This is a genomic window from Sporocytophaga myxococcoides DSM 11118, assembly GCF_000426725.1.
GTDB lineage: Bacteria > Bacteroidota > Bacteroidia > Cytophagales > Cytophagaceae > Sporocytophaga > Sporocytophaga myxococcoides.
Map to the genome: position 1 here is coordinate 167096 of NZ_AUFX01000006.1, position 24125 is coordinate 191220.

The window sequence follows — 24125 nt, forward strand, 5'->3', positions numbered from 1 at the left end:
GTTGAAAACTTTTGAAGAATATCAATTAATTTTAGAATTCAACTTTATTGTCTAATACCCGAAATGCCGGATTTCGCACATTTACACGTACATACCCAATTTTCCCTTCTTGACGGAGCAGCCAACATCACTGACCTGATGAAAAAGGCTCAGAAAGATGAGATGAAGGCTGTAGCAATCACCGACCATGGGAACATGTTCGGAGTTTTCAAATTTGTTGCAGAAGCAAACAAATACAATGTAAAACCTATAGTCGGGTGTGAATTTTACCTTGTAGAAGACCGTCATAAAAAATCGTTTACCAAAACAGATAAGGACGTCCGCCGCCATCAGCTCCTGCTTGCTAAAAATCCTGAAGGATATAAAAACCTCGCCAAGCTCTGCTCTCTGGGATACATGGAAGGGCTTTACGGAAAGTATCCGAGAATTGATAAGGAACTAATCTTAAAATACCATAAAGGACTTATTGCAACTACCTGTTGTATAGGAGCCGAAGTACCGCAAACAATTCTAAAAAAAGGAGAAGAAGAAGGTGAAAAAGTCTTCAAATGGTGGCTGGATCTTTTTGGAGAAGATTATTATGTAGAGCTTCAGCGTCACGATATTCCGGAGCAGAATATAGTAAATGAAGTGCTTATAAAATTCGCACTGAAACACAAGGTGAAAATTATAGCATCTAACGATTCTCACTATGTAGATCAGGAAGATTCCAATGCACACGACATTCTGCTATGCATCAACACAGGAGAAAAACAAAGTACCCCAACCAATAAAGAATTTTCTGACGACGGTGCCTTTACTAAAGGAACTCGTTTTGCTTTTTACAATGATCAGTTTTATTTCAAAACTAAAACTGAGATGGGGAAACTTTTTCACGATATCCCTTCCGCAGTAGATAATACAATAGAAATCGTTGATAAAGTAGAAAGTCTGAAACTCAAAAGAGATATTCTGCTTCCCAACTTCCCTATTCCTGATTCCTTTAAAGTGAATACCGGACCAGATGCCGATGTCCTGAATCAGTGGGAATTTCTAAAACATTTAACTTTTGAGGGGGCCAGAAAAAAATATAGGGAAATAACTCCTGAAATTGAAGAACGCCTCAACTTTGAGTTGTTTACCATCAAAACGATGGGATTTGCAGGTTACTTTCTTATCGTACAGGATTTCATTAATAAAGGAAAAGAGATTGGAGTATTCGTGGGTCCCGGAAGGGGTTCGGCGGCAGGCTCTGCCGTTGCCTATTGTGTCGGTATTACCAATATAGACCCAATCAAGTACGACCTGCTTTTTGAGCGTTTCCTGAATCCGGACAGAAAGAGCATGCCCGATATTGATACGGACTTTGACGACACAGGGCGCCAGAAAGTAATTGACTATGTAGTTGATAAGTATGGAAAAACTCAGGTGGCGCAAATCGTAACTTACGGTTCGATGGCCGCGAAAATGAGTATCAAGGACGTTGCCAGGGTACTCGACCTTCCGCTTAGCGATTCCAATGCACTGGCCAAAATGGTTCCGGAAAAACCTGGTATCGAACTCAACAGGGTACTGACTGCTCCGATAGACGGGCCTGGGAGCCTTAGTGAAAAAGAAGGACTTAACCCCGATGATCTGGAAGGAGTAAAAAAACTCCGTGAGATCATGAACGGTAAAGATCTCCAGGCTAATGTACTAAAAGAAGCACTGGTACTCGAAGGCTCAGTAAGAGGTACAGGTGTTCACGCTGCAGGTATCATCATTGCTCCCCAGGACCTTTCCGACCTGATGCCCGTAGCAACCTCCAAAGACTCCGATCTTCTACTTACACAATATGATGGAAAAGTAATTGAAGATGCGGGAGTAATCAAGATGGACTTTCTGGGTTTAAAAACCCTGACAATTATAAAGGATGCACTTGCTCTGATAAAAAAGAACAAGGGAATTGAGATAGAGATCGACGAAATTGATCTGGAAGATTTAAAAACATTTGAACTATACCAGAGAGGAGAAACCAACGGAACATTCCAGTTCGAGTCCGTGGGTATGCAGAAATACCTGAAGGAACTGAAACCCGATAAGTTTTCTGACCTTATCGCGATGAACGCTCTTTATCGTCCGGGCCCTCTCGAATACATCCCTAACTATATCCGCCGTAAGCATGGCAAAGAGCCTATCACTTACGATATAGCGGAAATGGAGCAATACCTGAAAGACACCTATGGTATTAACGTTTACCAGGAGCAGGTAATGCTTCTGTCTCAGAAGCTTGCCAACTTCAGTAAGGGAGATGCCGACGTTCTTCGTAAGGCCATGGGTAAAAAAGATAAGGCTACCCTGGATAAAATGAAGAGCAAATTTATGGAAGGCTGCGGGAAAAACGGCCACGACCTTAAAGTTGCAGACAAGGTCTGGACCGACTGGGAAGCCTTTGCGTCCTACGCCTTCAACAAATCTCACTCAACCTGTTATGCCTTTGTGGCATTCCAGACTGCATTCTTAAAAGCGCATCATCCCGCGGAATATATGGCCTCGGTACTTACTCATAACATGAGTAATATCGATAAGATCTCCTTCTTCATGGATGAATGTAAGAAGATAGGGTTAACAGTTCTGGGGCCGGACATCAATGAAAGTTCCATGACCTTTGACGTTAACAAGGAAGGTAAAATCCGTTTCGGATTAGGAGCGATCAAGGGAGCTGGAGAAGCTGCGATCGCAGCAATTATCTCTGAAAGAGAAGAAAACGGTCCTTATACAGACCTGTTTAATCTGGTACAAAGAGTAAACCTTCGTACCATGAATAAGAAAACTTTTGAATGTTTTGCTTATGCTGGTGCGTTTGATTCGTTCGGACTCCATCGAGGACAATATTTCTTTGTAACTGCAGAGAAAGACAATACAAGTACTATAGAAAAAATCATCAGATACGGATCCGCATATCAGCAAGATAAAGATGCGAACCAACAGAGCCTGTTTGGCAGTTCTAGTAGTGTTGAGGTCGCTAAGCCAAAGATTCCGGATTGCGAACCATGGAGCGAAATTGAGAAATTAAAATTTGAGCGTGATGTTGTAGGATTTTATATATCGGGCCACCCTCTGGATCAGTACAGAATGGAAATTGATAACTTTTGTACTTGTCCTGCAGATAAAGTTTTTGACTACAAAAACAGAGAAGTTTCTGTAGCAGGAATAGTAGGAACTGCGAATGTAAGGCAGATGAAAAACGGTAAATCATTCATTGTTTTCAGTCTGGAAGATTTTGACGGTAAAATCGAAATGGCGCTATTTGGAGAAGATTATCTGAAGTTTGCTCATTGGATAAAACCCGGAGAGTTTTTACACATTAGAGGAAAGGTACAACAAAGATATAACGGCGATCAATGGGAATTCAAACCTCTTAATATTAGCCTTTTGGCTGATATCAGGCAAAAAATGGTAAAAGGAGTATCTGTAAAATTAAATATCCAGGGGTTAAAACCGGAGACTTTAAATAGTCTGGAGGAAGTAATCACCGGAAATCTTGGTAATACAGAATTGAAATTTACGCTCTCCGACGATATAGAAAACATTCACGTTGAGCTATTTTCGCGAAAATTCAAAGTAGACCCAAACAATACATTACTCGACCAGTTAAAAAATCTTAATGAGGTGGAGTATAAAATTCTATTTTGATAGAAACTAAATATTTAAAAAAATAGTAAGTTTACGGTCTGGTAATAATTAATAAACCTCTTTGTATTTTAAAAATATGGGAAAAGCAATAGAAATCACAGACGCTAATTTTGAAGATATAACCAACACAGACAAACCTGTGCTAGTTGATTTCTGGGCTGAATGGTGCGGACCTTGCAAAATGATCGGTCCGGTTGTAGAAGAACTTGCTGCTGACTATGAAGGAAAAGCTATAATAGGAAAAGTAGACGTAGACAACAACCCTAACACTTCAGCTAAATTTGGTATCAGAAGTATTCCTACTCTCCTGGTAATTAAAAACGGAAAGATTGTTGAGAAACAAGTTGGCGCTGTTCCAAAAAATGTTCTAAGCCAAAAAATTGAAGCTCATTTGTAATTAGAAAAATGATTTTCATAAATAAAAAGAGACTGCCTAACCAGACAGTCTCTTTTTATTTTTACCCCCCTCTTCCCTATACACTTTTTCCTCTATCCCTTATGATGTAGAGCCGCAACAGAGAGAACAATATAGCTAAAAACAAATTTCATTTTGTACTGCTTAAATATACATAGCTACTATTCAATCAAGATGAAATACATTTTATTATTGTTATCTGCTTTAACATCATGTCTTGATAGTCTTAAAGTAAAAAACGGAATTGCCTACGAAGCCAGCGAAGGATTAGTACTTGCCAAAGACAGCGCCAATTATGATCATTTATTCCAAAGACTTGCGCGTTCAGATGCAGACTTTATGCTAACTATAAAGCCAGTCAAAATAGAACCTGTAATTAAACATACTGATAACATTCTGCTGATACAAACTCCTGTTATTGACCACAAAACCGTTAATATTATTACTGCAAAACCAGCAATCAAAAAAGCAATAAATGAAATCAAAGAAGTAGTAATATTCAATGAACCGAAGCTTGATGAAACGGTCAGAAATGAAATTAAGCCAATTATAATAAAGGATACCGTTCTGCCACTCATAAAGCCCGCAATGGATACAATATGGACCAAAGTAGAAACCGGCGATACTGAATTTCAGGATATGGAGACTACAAAAAAGACCAAAAGGAGAAAGAAGTTCTTGTTCTTTAAGAAATAAGAACTTCTTTCAAAGCATTGAGGAATGAAAGATTGAGTTAATGGATTTTATATATTTTTACTCCTTGATACTCTCCAATCTTCTGTTTCATATAGTCCTGATACCATTCAGGATGAGCAATTATAGTATCGTGTACAATTAGATACTTCGCTCCACTGTTAACCCTGGCTTTTACCTTTTCAGCACTACCTCCATATGCACATGTCCAACCTTTTTGATTCATCAGATAAAGAGATACATTAATACTGGGATCAGGAATGCTTATCACCAGGTCATCCTGGGCAATCCCGATTGAGCGTAAATATGGTGTTATTGTTTGTACAGCCGGGTTAATTCCTTCCTTAAGAAATCCGAAATACCTGCTATGTATTATGAAGTTGCTATGCTTTAATGTAAAACATATAAACAATGTGCATCCGGCAACAGCAACATATTTAATACTCTTGGATAACTCAAAACTTTCAAAAACCTGGATTATAGCAATAATAGTCAAAACAGGTACAATAAATATATTGATCAAATAATAGTCATGATGGTAAAAAACCTGGAAAAACAGTATTACATATATGAACTGTGCCAAGATGGAAAAAACTAAAGCTAAAAGTAAATATTTATTCACTCGCTTATAAAAGTACAGCACCACCAGAATGAATATCATTAAGATCTTCCACGCGAAAGGATGAAAAAACTGATATCCCCATTTAGTCTGATACACATCAATTGTAGCGTTTATTTCATCTTCACTCATCTCCCAAATAGGCATAATGCTTAGAAGATTGCCATCATAACCAAAAGCATCAGCATAACCTTGAGCATATAAAATCCAGAAATAACAAAGTGATAAAACCCCAATGATACAAACTCCGATTCTCTTTATTTCGCTGATTTTATAATAATACTTTGTATCAGCAGAATTAAAAAAGTTAAAGAAGTTAAAATATTCCAGACATATAATTGTAGCCATAATTAAATAATTAAACATCTCAACGGGTTTAAGCAAGGCTGCAAACAAGGCAAATACTGAACACAGATAAAAGTTTTTTAAACTACGAGTACTTATATATCCAAAAAAGAAGTACCATGAAATCAGAGTTAATCCTAGTGCCGGAATATTTGGCAAATAATTCAAAGCATAATATACAACTAGTGGAGAAGAGTAAACAATCAGAACAGGAACCAGTGCATACCATTTGTTTTTAAATAGTTTTAAGCCTAATTCAAATAAAAAAATTAATCCTAACAAAAAGACAAAATAGCTTAACAGCCTTGGAATAGCTTCATGAACACCAAAAACCCTGTATAATTTTCCTGAAAGCCAATAAATAATGGGAAACTCACTTATAACATATCCTTTATAGGCCATTTGAAACATCACTCTGGGAAAAAAGAAATTTGAGCCTTCCTGAAGATAATTCAGGCAATAAGATGCACTATCGCACTGTCTCCATTGATGCACCGATTGAGGACGCAAAAACATGATATTATGCAGATTGAACATAAAAAAAATCAGCACATTAATAATGTAAAAAATTAATCTTTGAACTTTCATCTTATTCCAGAAATTCTTTTTGTTAAAAATTCTATAAAATTAACTAAAATATCACAAACATTCTCAATCCTCTATCTCTCCTTCTATTTGTTTTCCTGGATCCAATATGAATGCGAGAAATGTTCCCATTCCACTTCAGCAAGATTTACATCAGAATTTATAAAAGTTTGTAATGCTCTTCCATTCAGACTTAAATGAGAATCTGCAAATATCTGTACCGACTTCTCACCCTTTTCCTCCATCTCCCGCTTCAAATACTGTACATATTGCCAAATCATATCAGGATCTGAACACATTGAATGGTATTGTCCTATCGATATTTTATTCTGAGGATAATCGTGCATAAGCATTCGCCCCTGAGCATCTTTAATGATAAACGACAAATCACCATGCTTTGAATTCAGCATCATTCTCCAGGCCATAGAATAACCTTCTTCATTCCAGTTTACATCCCCTTCATAATGCCAATGCCTTAGCGGTAAATATATCTGAATCATTGCATATATAATTAAGATATATGCAATTGCAGTTCCCTTCTCCTCCACCTTTAATAAGGGAATACTTTCCGTCTTAGCTTTAAATAAAACCTCAGCAATTGCGGAAGGTGGAAAATACAGAACTAATGCACCGATCATTAAGAAAGGAAATGTACCAACCTGAAATACAATTGCGTTGAAAAGGTTAAAGAAAACGGCCATTATTACGGCATACTTTCTTGTTTTTGACCAAAGTAAAAGTGGCACTATAAAAAGGTCAAAACACAATCCTCCATAAAAAATCAGATACTTCATTAAATCAGACCTGAATAAGGGCCCTACAATTGGCCAATAACTACATTCATCAAATTTATATGAAAGTGGTTTCATAGCAAGCCAATCCGGATTGACCTTTGCTATACCTGCGAATACAAATACTATAGAGATCTGAAATACGAGAATATAATGACACCATGTTGAACAAGTTTTTTCTTCAGCAACTGCTCCCCTCTTAATATCCAATGATAATCTTTTATGTGCAGGTATTATTATCATGAGGAATGCAAGCAAAACCATCAGGTAATAGTGATTATTATAATGCGCTTTCTGCATGAGATAACTTCCCCACCACATGAATGCAAATAGAATAGAGGCCAACCTGAAAAATAAACCTGCTGCGATTGCAAGGCCAAGAAGGGACATTGTGGCATAATAGAAATACATTCCATTGCCAGGCAAGGGTTTCAACCATTCTATGCTAATGTAATTGAATACATATTTTGGTTCAATAAAAATATCATAAACCCAGCCGGTTAATATTGCCCCTGAAGTTTCTATAAAAATTATAATTCCAAATACAATTCTGAAAGCAACAATGCCACTATTGTCTATTCGTTTGAACAGGCTCTCCATTTGAAAAATTTATTACTAAAAATCGGAAAACTAGCGACTAAAAACAAATACAAACTGGGGATATAACAAAAGCCCGCTGAATCACGGGCTTTGTTAATAAAGAAAATAAACAACAAATCAATTCTTTCTTAGCAGACTATCCAGGCCCTCATTGACCCAAGCCTGTTTCTTTTTGTTATAAGTCCAGGTAAGATTTGGAAATTCCACATAAGTGATATCGTTTTTATACCTTTCGATATTGCCTGATGTGATAAATTCTTGAAGCAAGGTTACACCTTTATCGTGAGCTTCTTCATCTGATAAAATAGGTGTCAGGAAGATTTCTTCAAAGTCTGTAATTTTGCCGCTTGCATCTTTTCTGAATCTTCCAGCTTCCGCTCTCTTATTTGCTTCATAAAGGCTCGGCACTCTTCGTATGACCATAAAATAATGGAACCCATCTTGATCAATATAATATTGATCTAGGGAAAAAAGTTTTTTACGTTGTTCATACCCTTCTTTGAATTCTTCTCCAAAGCGATTATTCATATTTGCTCCAGATTGAAGCTTGTCCATTTGAATTATCAGTGTACTAAGCAAATTTTCTTTTTGCTCAGTAGTAAGAAGATTTTCCGGATCATAAGACTTCTTACATGAAAAAAATACACTGGTTAATAAGATAAATATTATTGATTTCTTTAGCATGATCTCTCCTGCTTATAATGCTTCAGATATTTTTTAGTTATAAAAAAGCCGGAAACATATGCCTCCGGCTTGGGGAATTATTTGATTGGGTTTTAGTAAGCTTTGTTTTTTGGATCAAACTCTGTCCATCCTTGCAACCAGTTATTAGAAGCATCGAATGCGCCTACGAAAGAAGTTTGCTCAAGACCTGCAGGTACTGATTTAGAACCTGAAAGAAGAGGTGAACCAGCTTTCAATAATAGATTTGGGTTAGAAAGTTCAAAGATATTTGCAACATTTGAACTTGAATCTATTTTCTGATTAACTACACCAGCAAAGTAATCTGCTAAGTTAAATCCTGCAAGGGTTCTGTTGTTAGCGGCAAAACCGGTAGTATCGTTTCCGTTACCAGCAGTGAAAGCTGCAAGTGTTTTGTATCTGCTTAGGAAGTTACCAGAGAATTTTGATCCAGAGTTAGCTTTCTCAAAGTTCACTGCAGTTGGAAAACCAATGATAACGCTGTTATAGATTGACTCTGATGTATTTCTTCTTAGGTGAGCTCCCTGACCATAACTTCCGCTGATATCCCCGAAAGTATAGTTGTAAATTTTCCCTTTTGCAGCTACTGATTTCACTTTGAAAGCATATGGCCCTAGAACTGTAATGTTTGAAAACTGAGCAGCTGTCAGAGGCTGACCAGCTCCACCATCTTTATCATTATCAGACTCAAAACCATTTGAAAGAGAAATATCAGCAATAGAAGGATCTCTTAATACGATACCATACTGAACATTTCCAGAGAAACCGTTATCTGTATCGAAATCATCATCCCAGCTTCTGTATGCTACAAGATATTTAGCATTTACAGTTCCTCCGAACCATTCGAAGGCATCGTCACCAGAGAAGGATACCTGAACGTGATCAACTTTAGTTGAACGACCAACACTTCCGAAAGTTAAACCGTTCAGCTCGTTATCAGGAGAAAGAGCTATCCCTGCGAACTCAACTCTTACATATTGGAATTCGCCTGAATTGTCATCAGCTTCTGTTCCACCATGTTTACCATTTTCACCAGCCTGTGCACTGATACCTTCAATGTTTACGTTTGTACCTCCATTGTTAGGAGCTTTACCAAGGATAACGATTCCCCCCCAATCGCCATAGTTTTTATAACCGCTAGGAGCAGCTGATGTAAAGATAATAGGGTTGCTAGACGTTCCTGTTGCATGGATTTTTGCGCCTCTGTCAATCACAAGAGCACCTTTGGTTACTTTATCTCCCATTATGACAGTTCCTGCAGGGATAGTTAGTTCTGCTGGAGCAGCAACATAAACATTGCCTCTCAGGATATATTTTTTGCCAGCCTCAAGTGTCAAATTTTGAGTGATTGTACCTTCAAGAGTAACATCATTTGAAGGAGTTACTTTTGAATCGTCTTTATCTTTTTTACATGCAAAATTCACCGCCATTAATGCAGCAAGAAAAATAGATGATAATCTTTTCATAATTTAATTTATTGTTTGTTTTAACCTTTAAAGCTTCACAAAGCTAAGCTCCCAGTATTAAGCAAATGTTAAGCACTTGTTAGTAAATGTTAAAATCAAAAGGCCTTTGTCGTTAATCGACAAAGGCCTTTTATTATACTATGAAATTTTTTAAGTTAAAAAGAATATGATATACCAGCTGTTATATACTGACCTCTACCGTTCTTCTGAAAATACCCATCAACAGAGGTGATCTTTGAATCAAAGTTTGAATCATACATTAGTTTATACTGTTGATTAAACAAATCCTGTATACCAAATCTTACCAGAAATCTTTCAGTGATACCTTTAGTTATAGTTAAATCCATAACGTTTCTTGGCATCTCATAAATGGTTGGAGTATTGTTATTTCCAACAAGGAATATTCTCTTTCCAATTACGTTATAAAGTAATGTAACTTGCCAACGGGTATCAGGGTTGTTATAATAAAGACCTGTATTGATAACATATGGAGACTGCCCCTGCATTGGTCTTGAATTTTCTTTGATATCTGTATTTCCAAGATCTACACGGCTTCTTATAACAGAAGCATTTGACACAAGACTAAGGTTTTCTAAAAATTTATTATTGGAAATAAATGACAATGATTTTCTCAACTCCAGCTCTGCTCCCACACTGCTTGATTTAGGTGCATTACCATAAGTGAATACAGGTAAAGAAGCGCCTTGTTCATTATAGATCTCAATTGGATTTATAAAGCTTTTATAGAAAACGCCTAAAGCTATATTCTCAGAAGGTGTAGGATATAGCTCCCATCTAAGATCATAGTTATTAATGTTTGCGATTTTCAATTTAGGATTACCGACATAGTTCACGTTATATTCAAAGTCATAATAAGAGAAAGGTGCAAGCTCTCTGAAATTACCTCTGTTAACAGTTCTGCTGTATGCTGCTCTTAAAAGCATCTTTTCACTGAAAGTATAGCTTAGGTTTGCAAATGGCAGTAAATTGGTATTGGTAGAATTAACTTTGTCACCTGCGTTGAACGATGGTGTTGTCAACTCCTGATGATAGTTTTCTAAGCGTAGTCCTGTTGAAAGATTGAAATTGTTAAGAAACCCAAACGAAGTTCCAAAATAACCTGCTGATAAAAAGCTATTAGCTTGATAAGCATCAGTCAAGTTGGTTCCCTCTTCTATTACCAGCTTGTTTGGAGCTAAATTTCCCGGACCAAATATCTGGTCAACAGGCTGAGAATTAAAATTCTGATTTTCCGGTAATGAAGGATTCTCAAAATCTGCCCATTTATAAGACAACCATCTTGCTTCAAAATCTCTTTTCTTATATTCAAAATAATAACCACCTTTTACTATGAATGGCCTTGCTGTATCAGAATCTTTAAAATTATGCTCAAGATCTCCGCTGGTCATCACCAGGTTTTCATTCATATTTGAATAAAATCTTGCAGCATCAAATGTAGAAGCTGAAGATGGAATCTGTATTTGAAAAGCCTCATTTGATCCAGTAGGTCTCTGAGATCTTACTCTTCTGTAATCAGGTTCATTTCTGTTTATATTACTATAACCTACAGTCCAGTTAAGTTTAGTCTTATCATTAGTAAGGTTATGGTCACCCTGTAACTGGCCCATATAGATTCCTCTGCTTAAATACCAAATGGCAAGATTTTGCAAATCATATTTATTCATCAGATCAACTCCATTTCTTTCTGTAGTCTGACTAGTTCCTAACCTCGTATATAGATTTCTGAATAAAATTTTATTCCTTGAATTGTACTCAAATGTCCAGTTGGAAATAAGTCCAACGTTAACATTTCTTGAATACTGATCATCACTTACACTTGTTCTCTGAGGAGTATTCTGAGTGCTTTTATCAAATGCATCATATGTAGCTCTTGAAATCTTAAAATATGTATAAGCATTGGTATAATTTACTGAAGATATGTTTGAAACCTTAACACCTTTCACAAAGAATTTTCTTGAAAGGTTAATATTGAATCTCATATCAGGCAATGCTGTTGTTGATTGTGTGTTCCATGCATTTTTGAATGACCTACTTACATCAAACAGCTGATTGCTATAGTAGTTTCTTAAATTGTCTTTGGGAAAATCCGATGGAAGACCTCTTTTAGAATCTACTCCAATGAAATCTGTTCCGCTGCCTTTTTCAAGATGAAGGTTATTAAAAGTTGTTCCAATCCTGTCAGACAGAGAGAAGCCTATTTGTGTAGCATTGGTATCTACAATATTTCTTGTGTAGACTTTGATAACTGCACCGGCAAAATCACCAGGAAGATCTGCAGCTCCTGATTTATATATTAAAAGTCTGTCCAGAAGTCCGCTTGGTATCACATCGAAAGAAAAGCTTCTTCTGTCAATCTCAGTGCTTGGAGCCATCATATCATTCAGCATAACGGCATTATACCTTTCACTTAATCCTCTGACAACAACGAATCTATTGTCTACAACAGTTACCCCCGGTATTCTTCTCATTACATCAGCAGTAGTTCTGTCCTGTGATTTACTTATCTGTTCTGCAGAAACACCGGTAACTACCTCCTCACTTTCTTTAATCTCCTGCACAACAGCTTTTTCACTGTTGGTTACTTTTGTTCCGGTAACAACTACTTCCGCAATTTGCTCCGGATCCGTTTTCATCTCTATATTAAGCTTTGTAGTTTCGTCCCCTTTGATGATTACATTGTGTACAAACTTATTTTCATAACCAAGGTATTCTACCTTGATTGTATAAGTTCCAGGCATTATGCCTTTTATCATGTAATCACCATCAATACCTGTTGCAGTTCCGAGCCCTGCTCCTTCTACAAAGACAGTAGCTCCGATCAATGATTCACCTAAGGAGTCTTTTACAATTCCTGAGACACTGCCTGTTTGTGCTAATACACTGCTTTGTGCAAAAACAAGAATTGAGAAGAGAAAAAATAAAATAGAATAATACTTATTCATATCAGTTTGGATTTGTTTTTCTTTATCGGCGACAAAATTAAGTAGAACCGAACTGATAAGACCTCAATAAGCAATTAAGGAAATATTAACAAATCATATCTAATGTTAAGACAATGTTAAAAGCATGAAAATAAAGAATACATCTTACCTGATGGCTGGACCAACCTCTTAACAATTTCTTAACACAAACTTTATGATATGGAAATGATGCAATTGTTTTAAGTGAAGCAAAGATTAGTATTAAATAAAAAAGCGAAAGCCCTCTTTAAGAACTTTCGCTTTTCAATCAGATTATTTTTAGAGTTAATTCTGTAAAACTTTCTTAGTATTCTCTATTGCTCTGAAAGATTCGTTATAAAATCTGTCCATGAAAATCTTAGACAATTTGAACTGTTCTTCATCTAGAGAATAATAAACCCTTGGCCCGTCTATCGCACCTTTGATAAGGCCAGCTTCCTTAAGGTCTTTAAGATGCTGACTGATAGTTGACTGGGACAATGGAAGTTCATTTACGATACTTCCGCACAAACAAGGCCCTTTCGCAGCTAATAACTCCATAATAGCAACTCGAGCCGGATGAGCAAGAGCTTTTGCCAATACAGAAATTTTCACCTGATGCGCCTGAAATTCATTCCTTTTTGTAATAGCCATATGAAAAAATTTTATATCGCAATTTTACGTTCTTTTATTAGAAAAACAATACATTTTTGAAATAACAAATAAATATTTCTCTCTTCAATGTTTTGCGGTACATGGGCTCTAACAAATATCTCCCATACTTATTTTTTCAGTAATTCCTAAAAGTAACTTAACTACATTTGCAATCAATATATGAAAGTTATAACCCACGATCCTTACGCTGCCCTCAGAATAGCTGATTTCAGATTATTTATTTTTTCCAGATTGTTTCTGACCTTGTCTGTTCAAATGCAGACTGTAGTTGTTGGATGGCAGATTTATGACCTGACAAAAGATCCGCTTGCACTCGGACTGATAGGACTTGCAGAATTCCTTCCTTCCATCTCCGTTTCATTGATCGCTGGACACATTGCTGATATTGTACCCAGAAAAAGGATAATTCTCGCCTGTATGGCTCTATTACTTTTCTGTACAAGCGCGTTGTTCTATTTTACGACAGACTTGTCGACATTCCTTGCCAGGTATAATGCATTACCAATTTATATAGTAATCTTCATAAGCGGCTTTGCAAGAGGATTTATAGGACCAGCACTTTTTTCTTTTATGCCTCAGTTGGTTTCAAGAGAAATTTACGCCAATGCCATTACCTGGAACTCCAGTACATGGCAGGCAGCTGCTGTGGGAGGACCAGCTCTTGGTGGACTTATTTATGGATTTCACGGAATCAGCATTTCTTATTTTACGGATCTATCTCTTATGATTATTGCAATAGCTCTTATGAGCTTTGTAAAAAGCAGACCCGTACCACTTTCTGATGAAAGTGCCAGCTCTATATTTGAAAGAATTAAAGTAGGGATCAAGTTCGTATTCACGAATCAGCTTATTTTAAGTGCTATCAGTCTGGATCTTTTTGCTGTACTATTTGGAGGAGCTGTAGCACTGCTTCCGGTTTTTGCAAAAGACATTTTACATGAAGGTCCTCAGGCACTGGGATATCTGAGAGCTGCTCCGGCATTGGGTGCCGTGACGATGGCAGTGATCATGGCTTACAAGCCAATTAAACAACAGGCAGGGTTAAAAATGCTTGGTGCTGTTGCTGGCTTTGGATTGGCAATGATTGTTTTTGCTGTTTCCAAAAACTTCTGGCTATCTTTTGCAGCATTGCTTACGAGCGGAATTTTTGACAGCATCAGTGTAATTATCCGATCCACGCTTGTTCACACACTTACTCCAGAAAGTATGAAGGGAAGAGTATCAGCAGTTAACAATATATTCATAGGATCCTCTAATGAACTGGGAGCATTTGAATCAGGAGTAGCGGCAAGGTTTTTAGGTGTGGTACCTTCAGTCATTTTCGGTGGGTGTATGACTTTACTTGTTGTTGCAGTAACCCGTATAAAAGCAAAGAAGCTTAAATCCTTAAATCTGGACTAAGCTTCTTCCCTTAAAAACACATTAACTATTAAAATCAGTTATCGCTTAAAACAATATTTTGTAATTCCTCTCTTTTCAAAACCATCTCATTCAACTCAGGATGTTCTATCAGGTAATTGGCAATGTAAGAACAGGACGTTTTAATTTTCAAATTATTCTTTTTGGCAAACTTCACTACATGTTCTATCACTTTTTTAGCAATACCTTTGCCTCTCAAATTCTGAGGAACAAATAAAACACGAAGGTCAATTATACCGTCAAATCTTTCATATTTAAGTGTTGCGCTGCGGCCAGCTATATCTATGTAAAATTTTTTATACTGCTGATCATGGTTAATTTTAAGCGTCATCTCATCCTCCTTTTTCAAATTTTCAAAAAACGTATTTAAATATCTAACCCTCAAGAAAGTCAAATTGTTATATACGTTAATATCTAGGAAACAAAGGATTTTCATGAATTCGTTCAATCAGGGAACGACTTTTCACCGACACAATATCAGTGCCTATCTAAAGCTTAAATTTGGCTATTGAGGATGATTTGCCCATCAATCCTTTCTTGCCTACAAGAACAATATTAGACTCGTCCAGAAAAAGCGTATAATCCCTTACCAAAACCAATTTATCCTGATTAGGGAGTACAATATTCTTTACAATCTTGCCAGACTTCCGGTCAAACGATACCATATTGATAGTGTGTGGGGCTGCATCCATTCCTTCAGTTGAGGCATACAGAATGCGAATATGATCTTTGGGAGAATTATCAAGAACGAATGAAATTGTATTCAAACCATCGTTTGCAGGATAAACCTGATTCTTTGCCAGATAACTGCTCCATTGTTTATCTCCATCTTTGTTGAAAGAATAAAGGATGATTCCCTCTGTCTGCACGTGGCCCAGGATTTCAACATTGTGAGATTTATCAAAAGCATCCTTTTTTATATGAGGATATCCGTCTGCATATAAATCTCTTTTCTCTAGGGCGATCATGACTGATTTGTCAGGATTGACAATGAAATGAGTTAAGTCATAATCCATCCAGTTCTCGTCGCCTTTCAAGTCTTTATTTTTCTTACGCTCCTTTGCTATTGCATTTTTCATGTCATCCGTTAACTCTTCATAGATGATCATATCAACGCTTTTATCTGTGAAATTACACTTAGTGTATTTTACCCCTGTTAATTTTTCCTGGGAAAGTTCCAGGTTGGCAATATAAATACCATCATCCTGAAAGGATATATGAAAATCATCCTTCTGATGATTTGATCCTGGAAACTCAATGATATCAAAATCTTTGGTTACAAGGCTGTATCTGATAAAATTAACTTTCCCAAAGTTGTTTACATTGATCAGATAGACTAAGCCATCATTGTCTACATAAATACCGTTGTTAACGAAATCATTATCTATACCGACCTTTCCTCTTGACAAAAGATTGCATTGGCTGTCGTAAACACTCACACTGGCTGTAAGATTTTTCTCTCCATAATTAAATACATAGGAAACAAACTTTTTATTGTCAGGAGAAAAGTGAACGTTATGTTTATATTCAAAAGGAGTGACAAAATTGTGATTGGCATGTTCACATACCACATCAAGAAAAGTTTCCTTAACTTTTCCCTTATGAGGATGCATTTCCCAATCCCCTACCTCATATGATTCCAGTTCTTTAGTCCAGATTCTGGAGCCGTTAGAAATATCAAAACCATATGCTTCCATTTTGGTCTTCTTTTCTGATTCATTGTGAATTACAGAAAGTAAGACCAGGTCTTTACCATTAAAATATAGGTCTTTATAATCTTCATAAGTCTCAGCATTCAGGCTTATCTTCCATATAGAATTTAATTCATGATTATATCTTTCAAGAGAAAATTCTGATTTCCCGGACTGGTTCCCTTTGACTTTTGCCAGCGTAATAAAATCCGTTTCGGAGATACGTACAATGTCATTTCTTCCATCTGGTTCGCTGTATGGGCTTCCTAATCCGAATTCCTTATTTAATAAAAGAGTTTGTGAATGCACAATTGTAGACAGTCCTGACAATAACATCAGGATAGCAAATAAAAATCTCATAGTATCTCGGTTAAAATGTAGGGCAAATTTAACCAATTCCTTGTTTTGAAAAAATGATTTAGCTTAGTTCTCCGTGAATCTTAACAACTTGTGGAATAACGAGATGAGCTTCATCATTCAGGATGTAAAAATCTGCCAGCTTTTGCTTTTCCTCATCTTTCATCTGCCTTTCAAGGATAGCTTTGATATCTTCCTGTGTTCTGAAAGGGTCTCTTTTTATTATTCTCCTTATTCTAAGATTTTCCGGAGACAATACCAGAATGGTTTTATCAAGATCTTTATAGGAGCCGGCTTCAAAAAGTAATGCAGCTTCTTTAAGGGTATATGGAACATTTCTTTGTGACAAATGCCACTCTGCATAATCTTTTCCAACAGCTGGATGTACAATTGCATTAAGTTGTTCAAGCAGGGCAGGATTATGAAAAGCTTTTGAAGAAATAAGTGACCTGTTGAGCTTACCTGAGGAATAAGCTTCTTTTCCGAAAAGCGACGATATGCTATCAATCACTTCTACTTTATTTTCCATCAACCATTTAGCTCTATCATCGGCATAATAAACAGGAATTCCCAATACAGAAAACACCCTGCTGACAGTTGTTTTGCCACTGCCAATGCCGCCGGTAATTCCTATTTTTTGAATCTGTTTATTCTTCATCGCTTACTTTAATAAAAGCGGGAGTGAAATAATAACGGTAAACAAAAGAAGGTTTCTTAACTAGTTTTGCTTTGATAGTCTTATCCCTATTCAATTTATTATAGTCAACAACTACTTTAAAATCTTCTTCTTTAGCTTGATTTCTGGAATCTTTATTAACGAAATAAGACAAAATGATAGTTTTCTCAGATACCTTTTTCCCCTCCGGAAAATTTACTTTCTGAAGCGAAAGAACAATATTTTCCTTGTGAACCTTTTCTACTTCAAATTTGACCTTAACCTTAGGCACACTCAGAACAATATCCGGAGAATAAGAAGTCTCTGTTTTCACATCCTCATCATAAGAAGATGAAATATTGGTTTGAGGAATAAAGAGGTTTAAAGTATCAGGAAATTCTTTTACCTGAGAATAGCCGCCTCGCACAGTAAGAGTATCGGGAAAAATCTTTATAGGACCAACAATCATATAGCCCGGTGCCATAGAAATCTTTATAGTATCCACTGCTATTACAACTTTCTTTTTTCTCAGTTTTTCAAATGGTAAATACAAAGAATCTGTCAGTACATAATTAACCTTAAGATCATCTAGTTGCTGGCTCACAACCTGATAGAGCTGCTCGGAAGACATATATTTCTTCTTAGGCACTCTCTTGATTTCAATATGAATGGGAGGCGTTTTAAACCAAAAAGTTTTTCTAAAAAAATTCCATCCATAACCAGATGCATTGATTCTGATTTTGGATGGAAGTTTCTCGACTGCTACCAGCTTATCTTCCGGATAGTCGAATATTACAGGATAAGTAATATTGGAAGTGTAATCATCATTCATAGCATTTAAAAACCAGAATGTACTGGCTGCTATAATACATAAAATTACTGCACGCCAGTCAGCTTTTATACCCAATATGAACTTACCTTTACTCAATCGAATTAGGATTTGGCAGCGGGAGCCTGAGTTCTTTTAGTTGCCTCAGCAGAGATTGCTGATCTCTCAAATTTAAGTCTCACTCCTTTGTCTACTTCCAGAATGATAGTATCGTCACTTTCAACACTGGAAACTTTACCATGAAGGCCACCAATTGTAACAACATCATCACCTTTCTTTACGCTTTCTCTAAATTCCTTTTGTTCTTTTGACTTTTTCTGTTGTGGTCTGATCATAAAGAAATAAAATACCACGATGATAACGCCGAAAAAAACAAGAGACACCCACTGATCTCCTCCTTGTTGCGCTTGCAATAAAATGTTTAGGTTCATAATTAAATTTGTAATGTAATATTAAGGTTTTATTGGTTTTTAAACGGACCAGACAAATTCTTCTTTGTAAGTACTTCTGCCTCAATCTCCAGCTTTGTTTCAGCGGGCTCTGTATTGGCAAATACAGTAACTGTTTTATTGATTTTTCCTTCTTTTCCGGAGCTATTGTATTTCACTTCCAATTTTCCTTCTTGTCCTGGCTGCACTGGTTCTTTTGTCCATTCAGGAATAGTGCATCCGCAGGAAGCCTTCGCATCTCTGATGATAAGAGGTGCAGTTCCGGTATTTTTGAAAACAAAAGTATGTTCTACAATTTCTCCTTCATTGATTTTACCGAAATTATGACTGTTTTCCGCAAAAGATATTTGAGTAGTTGCAAGTTGTTCTTCCTTTTTTGCTTCAGAAGAGTCTCCATTCGCTGAAGATTCGGTTGATTCAGAAGTTCCTGTTGATTCTTCACCTTTCTTTTCGCATGCAGCAAGCATTAACGCTCCTGCCAGACTCAAAGAAAAAATTAGTTTAAAAGCGCGTTTCATATTAGGTGTGTTGGTTATTAAAATGTTTTAAAGGTTCTTTATGACATTTTTAGTAAATTCTTTGGTCGAAGCTTTTCCACCAAGATCACCGGTGCACTGCTCTTTAACAGAAAGTGTAAGATCCAGGGCTTTGTCGATTCTTTTGGCGATAGTTTGTTCACCCATGTGCTCAAGCATCATCACAGCTGACTTCAGAATGGCAGTAGGATTTGCAATACCTTTGCCGGCTATATCCGGAGCCGAACCATGTACAGCCTCAAAAATAGATGCTTCCTTGCCGATATTAGATCCTGCAACAATTCCCAGACCACCAACCAGACCAGCACAAAGATCCGAAAGGATATCTCCGAAAAGATTGGTAGTGACAATAACATCAAACTTCTCAGGTCTTACTACCAGCTGCATGCACATGTTATCGATAATAATTTCGTCTTTCTGTATATCCGGATATTGTTTGGCTATTTCTTCACCAGCCTGAAGGAAGAGAGCTCCAGCTTGCTTAAGAATATTAGCTTTATGTACAAGAGTAACTTTTTTACGGCCATTATTTTTAGCATATTCAAAAGCCTCTTTCACAATCTGATGACAACCCACTTTAGTGACACGAGCTATGGAATCTGATATCCCTAAACGTTCGTCGTAGTATTCCAATCCAGAATAAAGCCCTTCTGTATTTTCTCTTACAATGACCAGATCTACATTGGAAAATTTAGTAATCAGTCCTGGAATGTTTTTGCAAGGTCTGATATTAGCATAAAGATCAAACAGCTGACGAAGCTGAACATTTATACTTTTAAATCCTTTGCCTACAGGAGTTGTAATCGGACCTTTCAAACCGATCCTATTCTTTTTTAAAGAAGCAATCAACTCATCAGGTATTAATTTTCCGCCTTTGTCGACAGAAATTTGGCCTGCGTTTATTTCTTCCCAGTCTATCGGGGCGCCGGCTGCACTGAAAATATCCTTAACGGATTCAATGATTTCCGGGCCTATTCCATCGCCCGGAATTAGAGTAACCAGCTTCTTCATAATACAAAAATTTTGGGACCTTATTTAAAAATTACTTACGACCTTTTATCTGATCAATCAAGCTTTCCACATCTCCCAGAAGCTCTTCCGCTCTAACTTTTGTATCATTGATTACCTTTTGCCCTTCAGCTCTTGCAGCAGTATGTGGTAAATCTTTTTCTTCCATTAACTGAGCAATAAGTTCCTGAAGTTTTGTTTTATACTTATCAAGCTGAAAGCTTAATTTATCTCTGGTATTTTTTCCTTTGTCGGGAGCGTAAAGGATACCAATGATTGCGCCTGCAGTAGCACCGGCCAGAAAAGCCAGGAAGGTTTTAGAACTTTTGCTCATATCAATACAAATTTATATTTGAAAATTTTAGTCTTCTTCTAAAAATAACCTCATCCTAAATCCTTCTCCTTTAGGAGAAGGATTTTAAGCTTTAAACTTATTACTTATAACTTATTTATTATCTATCAAACCTCTTCCGCTTTTCTTAATCACCCCGGATTTTACCAATTCTTCAGAAACCTTATCCAGTACACCGTTTACAAATTGCTTGCTTTTTGGAGTACTGTATTCTTTTGATATTTCAATATACTCATTAATGGTTACTTTCACAGGAATACTCGGGAAATGTATCATTTCACCGATTGCCAGTTTAAGGATAATTTTATCTGTTGCCGCAAGCCTTTCTATATCCCAGTTTTTAATTTTATCCTCAACCAGTTTCTCTAACTCCTCTTCATCAGCAACTGTTTTATCATAAAGTTCTCTGTAAAACTCCTGATCTTCTTCCCAGTTTCCTGAAATTTCCAGAAGATCAAAATCCTCCGCTTTGTCTTCTTCTATTTCCTTAAGAGTTTTAACTACCAGACTTTTTATGATAGATTTATCTTCTGTCCAATATATATCTCCTTCTTCAAAGAAACCATCAACTATTTTACTTTTGAATATCAGGGTTTTCAACAGATAAAGAATAAAAGCCTTATCAGTTTCGAAATCAGAAGGTTTCATAAGATACTCCCGATATTCATTATCAGGACGAACAATATCTTTGTAGATGCTTGCTATTTCCCCTTCTTTCCAACTGATGTTCTTTTTGATTCTTGCAGCCTCAATATGTTTATTCAAAGCCAAAGCCTCAACTAACTTGTTTTGTTTCAGTTTGATTTCATTGAGGGCATCCTCAGGAGTAATGATAAATTTATTTTTATTCTTGTTAAAGTTAAATTCTGCCTCTTCTGCGATTTTATATGGCAACATCAGAAATTTGATGTATCTCTCAAAGATTGAATTTACGTTTTCCCCCAGCAGGACTCTGAAATATTTGCGGTCTTTGTCTACCTGCTTTTTGAATTCGTTTCTTGCATTTAGTACTGCAACTTTTATTTCAGGATCAGATTCAGTATCGATAACACTCTGGTGTAAAAAACTTCTTTCGTATACTTTTTTGGCATGCTCCTTTTGCTTATGAAGCTTTTCATAGTCGGGTCTTTCCGGGGCATTAAGATCCGGAGCAAATTTTTCATCCATGTAATCTTTTCCCAGCTCAAAATTTGACACCTCAGACTGACTTAGCGCATAGAGCGTTTGCATCACTTTTACTCGTAATAGCCTCCTGTTTAACATCGCAGAATCGTAAAGAACGTTTTTTGTATTTTAATTAAAATTTCAGATTCTTCCGGACTTCAACTTTTTAAACTTTATTTAGTTTATCTTTGGGTTGAATACCTTCTTAAATCCCGGGAGCAATATTAGTTTTTTTTTCACTCCTTTTCAATTTTAAGAAGGGGTGGATTTTAAAATTAAGCATTAATTCGTTGTGAAGGAGTTAAATTACCTCAATAAATATTTCTACAAGTACAGGACTAAATTTTTACTGGGACTTGGCTTTATAATTTTGTCAAAAATTTTCGCTACAGTACCAGCTGTAATTGTTCGTTGGGCAATCAACTATGTTACTGAAAGTTACAATAGGACGCACACGAAAGGTATTGAAAAAATCTTTTTCCAGACAGATAACTTTGCCTATAACATTGCTATGGCCGGGCTGGCCATTATTGGTATGGCAATACTCAGTGGGCTTTTCCTTTATTTTCAGAGACAGACAATCATTGGGACTTCAAGGCTCATTGAGTTCGATCTGAAAAATGAAATTTATGACCACTATCAGACTCTTCCTCTTAGTTTTTACAGAAAAAACAATACGGGAGATTTGCTGGCAAGGGTTTCAGAAGACGTCAGTAATGTCAGAATGTACCTGGGACCAGCTATTATGTATATATTAGATTTAATTGTACTTTTTGCTGTCACCGTACCTATCATGTTTTTTGCAAATGCAAAACTTACATTATATGTATTACTTCCACTACCCATACTTGCCCTTTCAATATTTCTGATTGAAAACCTTATCGTTAAAAAATCTCTGGCCATTCAAAAAGAGCTTTCTGCCCTTTCAACTTATTCTCAGGAATCTTTTTCAGGAATAAGGGTAGCCAAATCATTTGTGAGAGAAGACAAAATTTCTCAGGGATTTGCAGATGCAAGTGAAGTTTATAAAGCTAAATCCCTGGAGCTTGCCAGAGTGAATGCATTCTTCTTTCCTGTTATTCTTGCCTTGATAGGCCTAAGTACAATCATGGTTTTATATGTCGGAGGAAATGAATTGATAGAAGGAAGATTACATTACGGAAACATTCCTGAATTCTTTCTTTACATCAACCGTCTGACCTGGCCAGTTGCTTCTCTCGGCTGGACAACCAGCCTGGTTCAGAAAGCAGAAGCATCCCAGGGAAGAATCAATGAATTCCTGAAAACCAAAACGGATATTGTTTCTCAAAAGAATTTCAGCAAAAATCTACAAGGTGGAGTTGAATTTGATAATGTTTCCCTTGTTTATCCTGACACTGGTATTACTGCACTAAATGGCGTTTCCTTTAAAGTAAAAGCCGGAGAATCCCTGGCCATTATAGGAGGCACTGGCTCTGGCAAATCTACCATTGCAAACCTTATGGTAAGACTTTATGACACTTCTCAAGGCACCATCAAGGTTGATAATGTTGCAATCAAGGATTATGATATTCAATCTTTAAGAGCACAATGCGGATATGTCCCTCAGGATGTCTTTCTGTTTAGTGATTCTATTAAAAATAATATTGCATTTGGTTCACTATTTATAGGAGAAGATCAGATTGTACAAGCAGCCAAAGATGCTGATCTGTATCAAAACATAGTAGAATTCCCTGAAAAGTTTGATACAATCCTTGGTGAAAGGGGGATTACTCTTTCTGGCGGGCAAAAGCAAAGATTATCCATTGCAAGAGCTATTTCAAGATCACCCAAAATATTGATTCTTGACGATTGCCTTTCAGCTGTTGATACCAAAACAGAAAACACTATCCTGAACAATCTTAAGAAAATAATGAAAGACAGAACAACAATCATTATTTCTCATAGAGCATCTTCAGTGAAGCTTGCTGATCAGATTATTGTTCTGGAAAATGGAGAGATTGCAGAAAGAGGCAATCATGAAAGCCTGATGAAACTTAATGGTATCTATAAGACATTATATACCAAACAGCTGGAAGAAGAAAGTAAGGTTTAAAATTCCAGTCATATAAAAAGAGCTAAGCACCTAAATGCTTAGCTCTTTTTATATTAAACTATCTCCTATTTATAAGATTGTCCTCG

General features: G+C 36.5%; 20 protein-coding genes. 5 read left to right on the top strand and 15 right to left on the bottom strand.

What is annotated here, in order from left to right:
* The first annotated feature begins 63 nt into the window (after positions 1-63).
* The 3 genes from dnaE to K350_RS0109305 all read left to right on the top strand — a co-directional run bounded on the left by dnaE (position 64) and on the right by K350_RS0109305 (position 4765).
* Positions 64-3654 carry a DNA polymerase III subunit alpha gene (gene dnaE, locus K350_RS0109295; protein WP_028979678.1) on the top strand — a complete coding sequence of 1197 codons (3591 nt, stop codon included), beginning with the start codon at positions 64-66 and terminating at the stop codon, positions 3652-3654.
* Between the two features lie 76 nt (positions 3655-3730).
* The gene (gene trxA, locus K350_RS0109300; RefSeq protein WP_028979679.1) at positions 3731-4051 is read left to right on the top strand and encodes a thioredoxin; all 321 of its coding nucleotides are present in this window, start codon (positions 3731-3733) and stop codon (positions 4049-4051) included.
* Positions 4052-4243: 192 nt separating this feature from the next.
* Positions 4244-4765: a hypothetical protein gene (locus K350_RS0109305; protein ID WP_156026983.1), complete on the top strand. Its 522-nt coding sequence runs from the start codon at positions 4244-4246 to the stop codon at positions 4763-4765.
* Between the two features lie 37 nt (positions 4766-4802).
* Here K350_RS0109305 and K350_RS0109310 read toward each other — a convergent pair whose 3' ends face one another.
* From K350_RS0109310 to K350_RS0109335, 6 genes are all read right to left on the bottom strand, one after another.
* Positions 4803-6242 (bottom strand): ArnT family glycosyltransferase, encoded by a 1440-nt coding sequence (locus K350_RS0109310; protein WP_162144151.1) that lies wholly within the window; start codon positions 6240-6242, stop codon positions 4803-4805.
* 155 nt (positions 6243-6397) lie between these two features.
* Positions 6398-7702 carry an HTTM domain-containing protein gene (locus tag K350_RS0109315; protein ID WP_037574891.1) on the bottom strand — a complete coding sequence of 435 codons (1305 nt, stop codon included), beginning with the start codon at positions 7700-7702 and terminating at the stop codon, positions 6398-6400.
* Between the two features lie 117 nt (positions 7703-7819).
* Complete coding sequence (locus K350_RS0109320; protein ID WP_028979683.1) at positions 7820-8386, bottom strand: hypothetical protein; 567 nt, start codon at positions 8384-8386, stop codon at positions 7820-7822.
* 92 nt (positions 8387-8478) lie between these two features.
* A complete protein-coding gene (locus tag K350_RS0109325) occupies positions 8479-9870 on the bottom strand; it encodes a hypothetical protein (RefSeq protein ID WP_028979684.1) in 1392 nt (463 codons plus the stop codon).
* A 155-nt stretch (positions 9871-10025) separates the two neighbouring features.
* Positions 10026-12833, bottom strand: coding sequence for a TonB-dependent receptor (locus K350_RS0109330; RefSeq protein WP_028979685.1), 2808 nt, complete (start codon positions 12831-12833; stop codon positions 10026-10028).
* Positions 12834-13136: 303 nt separating this feature from the next.
* A complete protein-coding gene (locus K350_RS0109335) occupies positions 13137-13484 on the bottom strand; it encodes an ArsR/SmtB family transcription factor (protein WP_028979686.1) in 348 nt (115 codons plus the stop codon).
* 180 nt (positions 13485-13664) lie between these two features.
* Between K350_RS0109335 and K350_RS0109340 the strand changes: the two genes are divergently transcribed.
* Positions 13665-14906 (top strand): MFS transporter, encoded by a 1242-nt coding sequence (locus K350_RS0109340; protein ID WP_051313008.1) that lies wholly within the window; start codon positions 13665-13667, stop codon positions 14904-14906.
* A gap of 34 nt (positions 14907-14940) precedes the next feature.
* On the opposite strand, the gene K350_RS28085 is transcribed toward K350_RS0109340, so the two are convergent.
* The 9 genes from K350_RS28085 to nusB all read right to left on the bottom strand — a co-directional run bounded on the left by K350_RS28085 (position 14941) and on the right by nusB (position 22031).
* Positions 14941-15273, bottom strand: a complete 333-nt coding sequence (locus tag K350_RS28085) for a GNAT family N-acetyltransferase (protein WP_051313009.1) — start codon at positions 15271-15273, stop codon at positions 14941-14943.
* Positions 15274-15412: 139 nt separating this feature from the next.
* Entirely contained in the window at positions 15413-16975 is a 1563-nt protein-coding gene (locus tag K350_RS0109350) for a hypothetical protein (protein WP_028979688.1), read from the bottom strand.
* Between the two features lie 58 nt (positions 16976-17033).
* Positions 17034-17630: a dephospho-CoA kinase gene (gene coaE, locus K350_RS0109355; protein ID WP_028979689.1), complete on the bottom strand. Its 597-nt coding sequence runs from the start codon at positions 17628-17630 to the stop codon at positions 17034-17036.
* Positions 17620-18555 (bottom strand): YbbR-like domain-containing protein, encoded by a 936-nt coding sequence (locus tag K350_RS0109360; protein ID WP_156026984.1) that lies wholly within the window; start codon positions 18553-18555, stop codon positions 17620-17622. The genes coaE and K350_RS0109360 overlap by 11 nt, the downstream gene beginning before the upstream one ends.
* Before the next feature lie 5 nt (positions 18556-18560).
* A complete protein-coding gene (yajC, locus tag K350_RS0109365; protein ID WP_028979691.1) occupies positions 18561-18887 on the bottom strand; it encodes a preprotein translocase subunit YajC in 327 nt (108 codons plus the stop codon).
* Between the two features lie 29 nt (positions 18888-18916).
* Positions 18917-19423 (bottom strand): DUF1573 domain-containing protein, encoded by a 507-nt coding sequence (locus K350_RS0109370; RefSeq protein WP_028979692.1) that lies wholly within the window; start codon positions 19421-19423, stop codon positions 18917-18919.
* Positions 19424-19450: 27 nt separating this feature from the next.
* Positions 19451-20452 (bottom strand): isocitrate/isopropylmalate dehydrogenase family protein, encoded by a 1002-nt coding sequence (locus K350_RS0109375; protein ID WP_028979693.1) that lies wholly within the window; start codon positions 20450-20452, stop codon positions 19451-19453.
* Positions 20453-20483: 31 nt separating this feature from the next.
* Positions 20484-20783 (bottom strand): YtxH domain-containing protein, encoded by a 300-nt coding sequence (locus K350_RS0109380; protein ID WP_028979694.1) that lies wholly within the window; start codon positions 20781-20783, stop codon positions 20484-20486.
* A gap of 111 nt (positions 20784-20894) precedes the next feature.
* Positions 20895-22031, bottom strand: a complete 1137-nt coding sequence (gene nusB, locus K350_RS0109385) for a transcription antitermination factor NusB (protein WP_162144152.1) — start codon at positions 22029-22031, stop codon at positions 20895-20897.
* A 226-nt stretch (positions 22032-22257) separates the two neighbouring features.
* Between nusB and K350_RS0109390 the strand changes: the two genes are divergently transcribed.
* The gene (locus tag K350_RS0109390; RefSeq protein WP_028979696.1) at positions 22258-24039 is read left to right on the top strand and encodes an ABC transporter ATP-binding protein; all 1782 of its coding nucleotides are present in this window, start codon (positions 22258-22260) and stop codon (positions 24037-24039) included.
* Positions 24040-24125 lie beyond the last annotated feature (86 nt).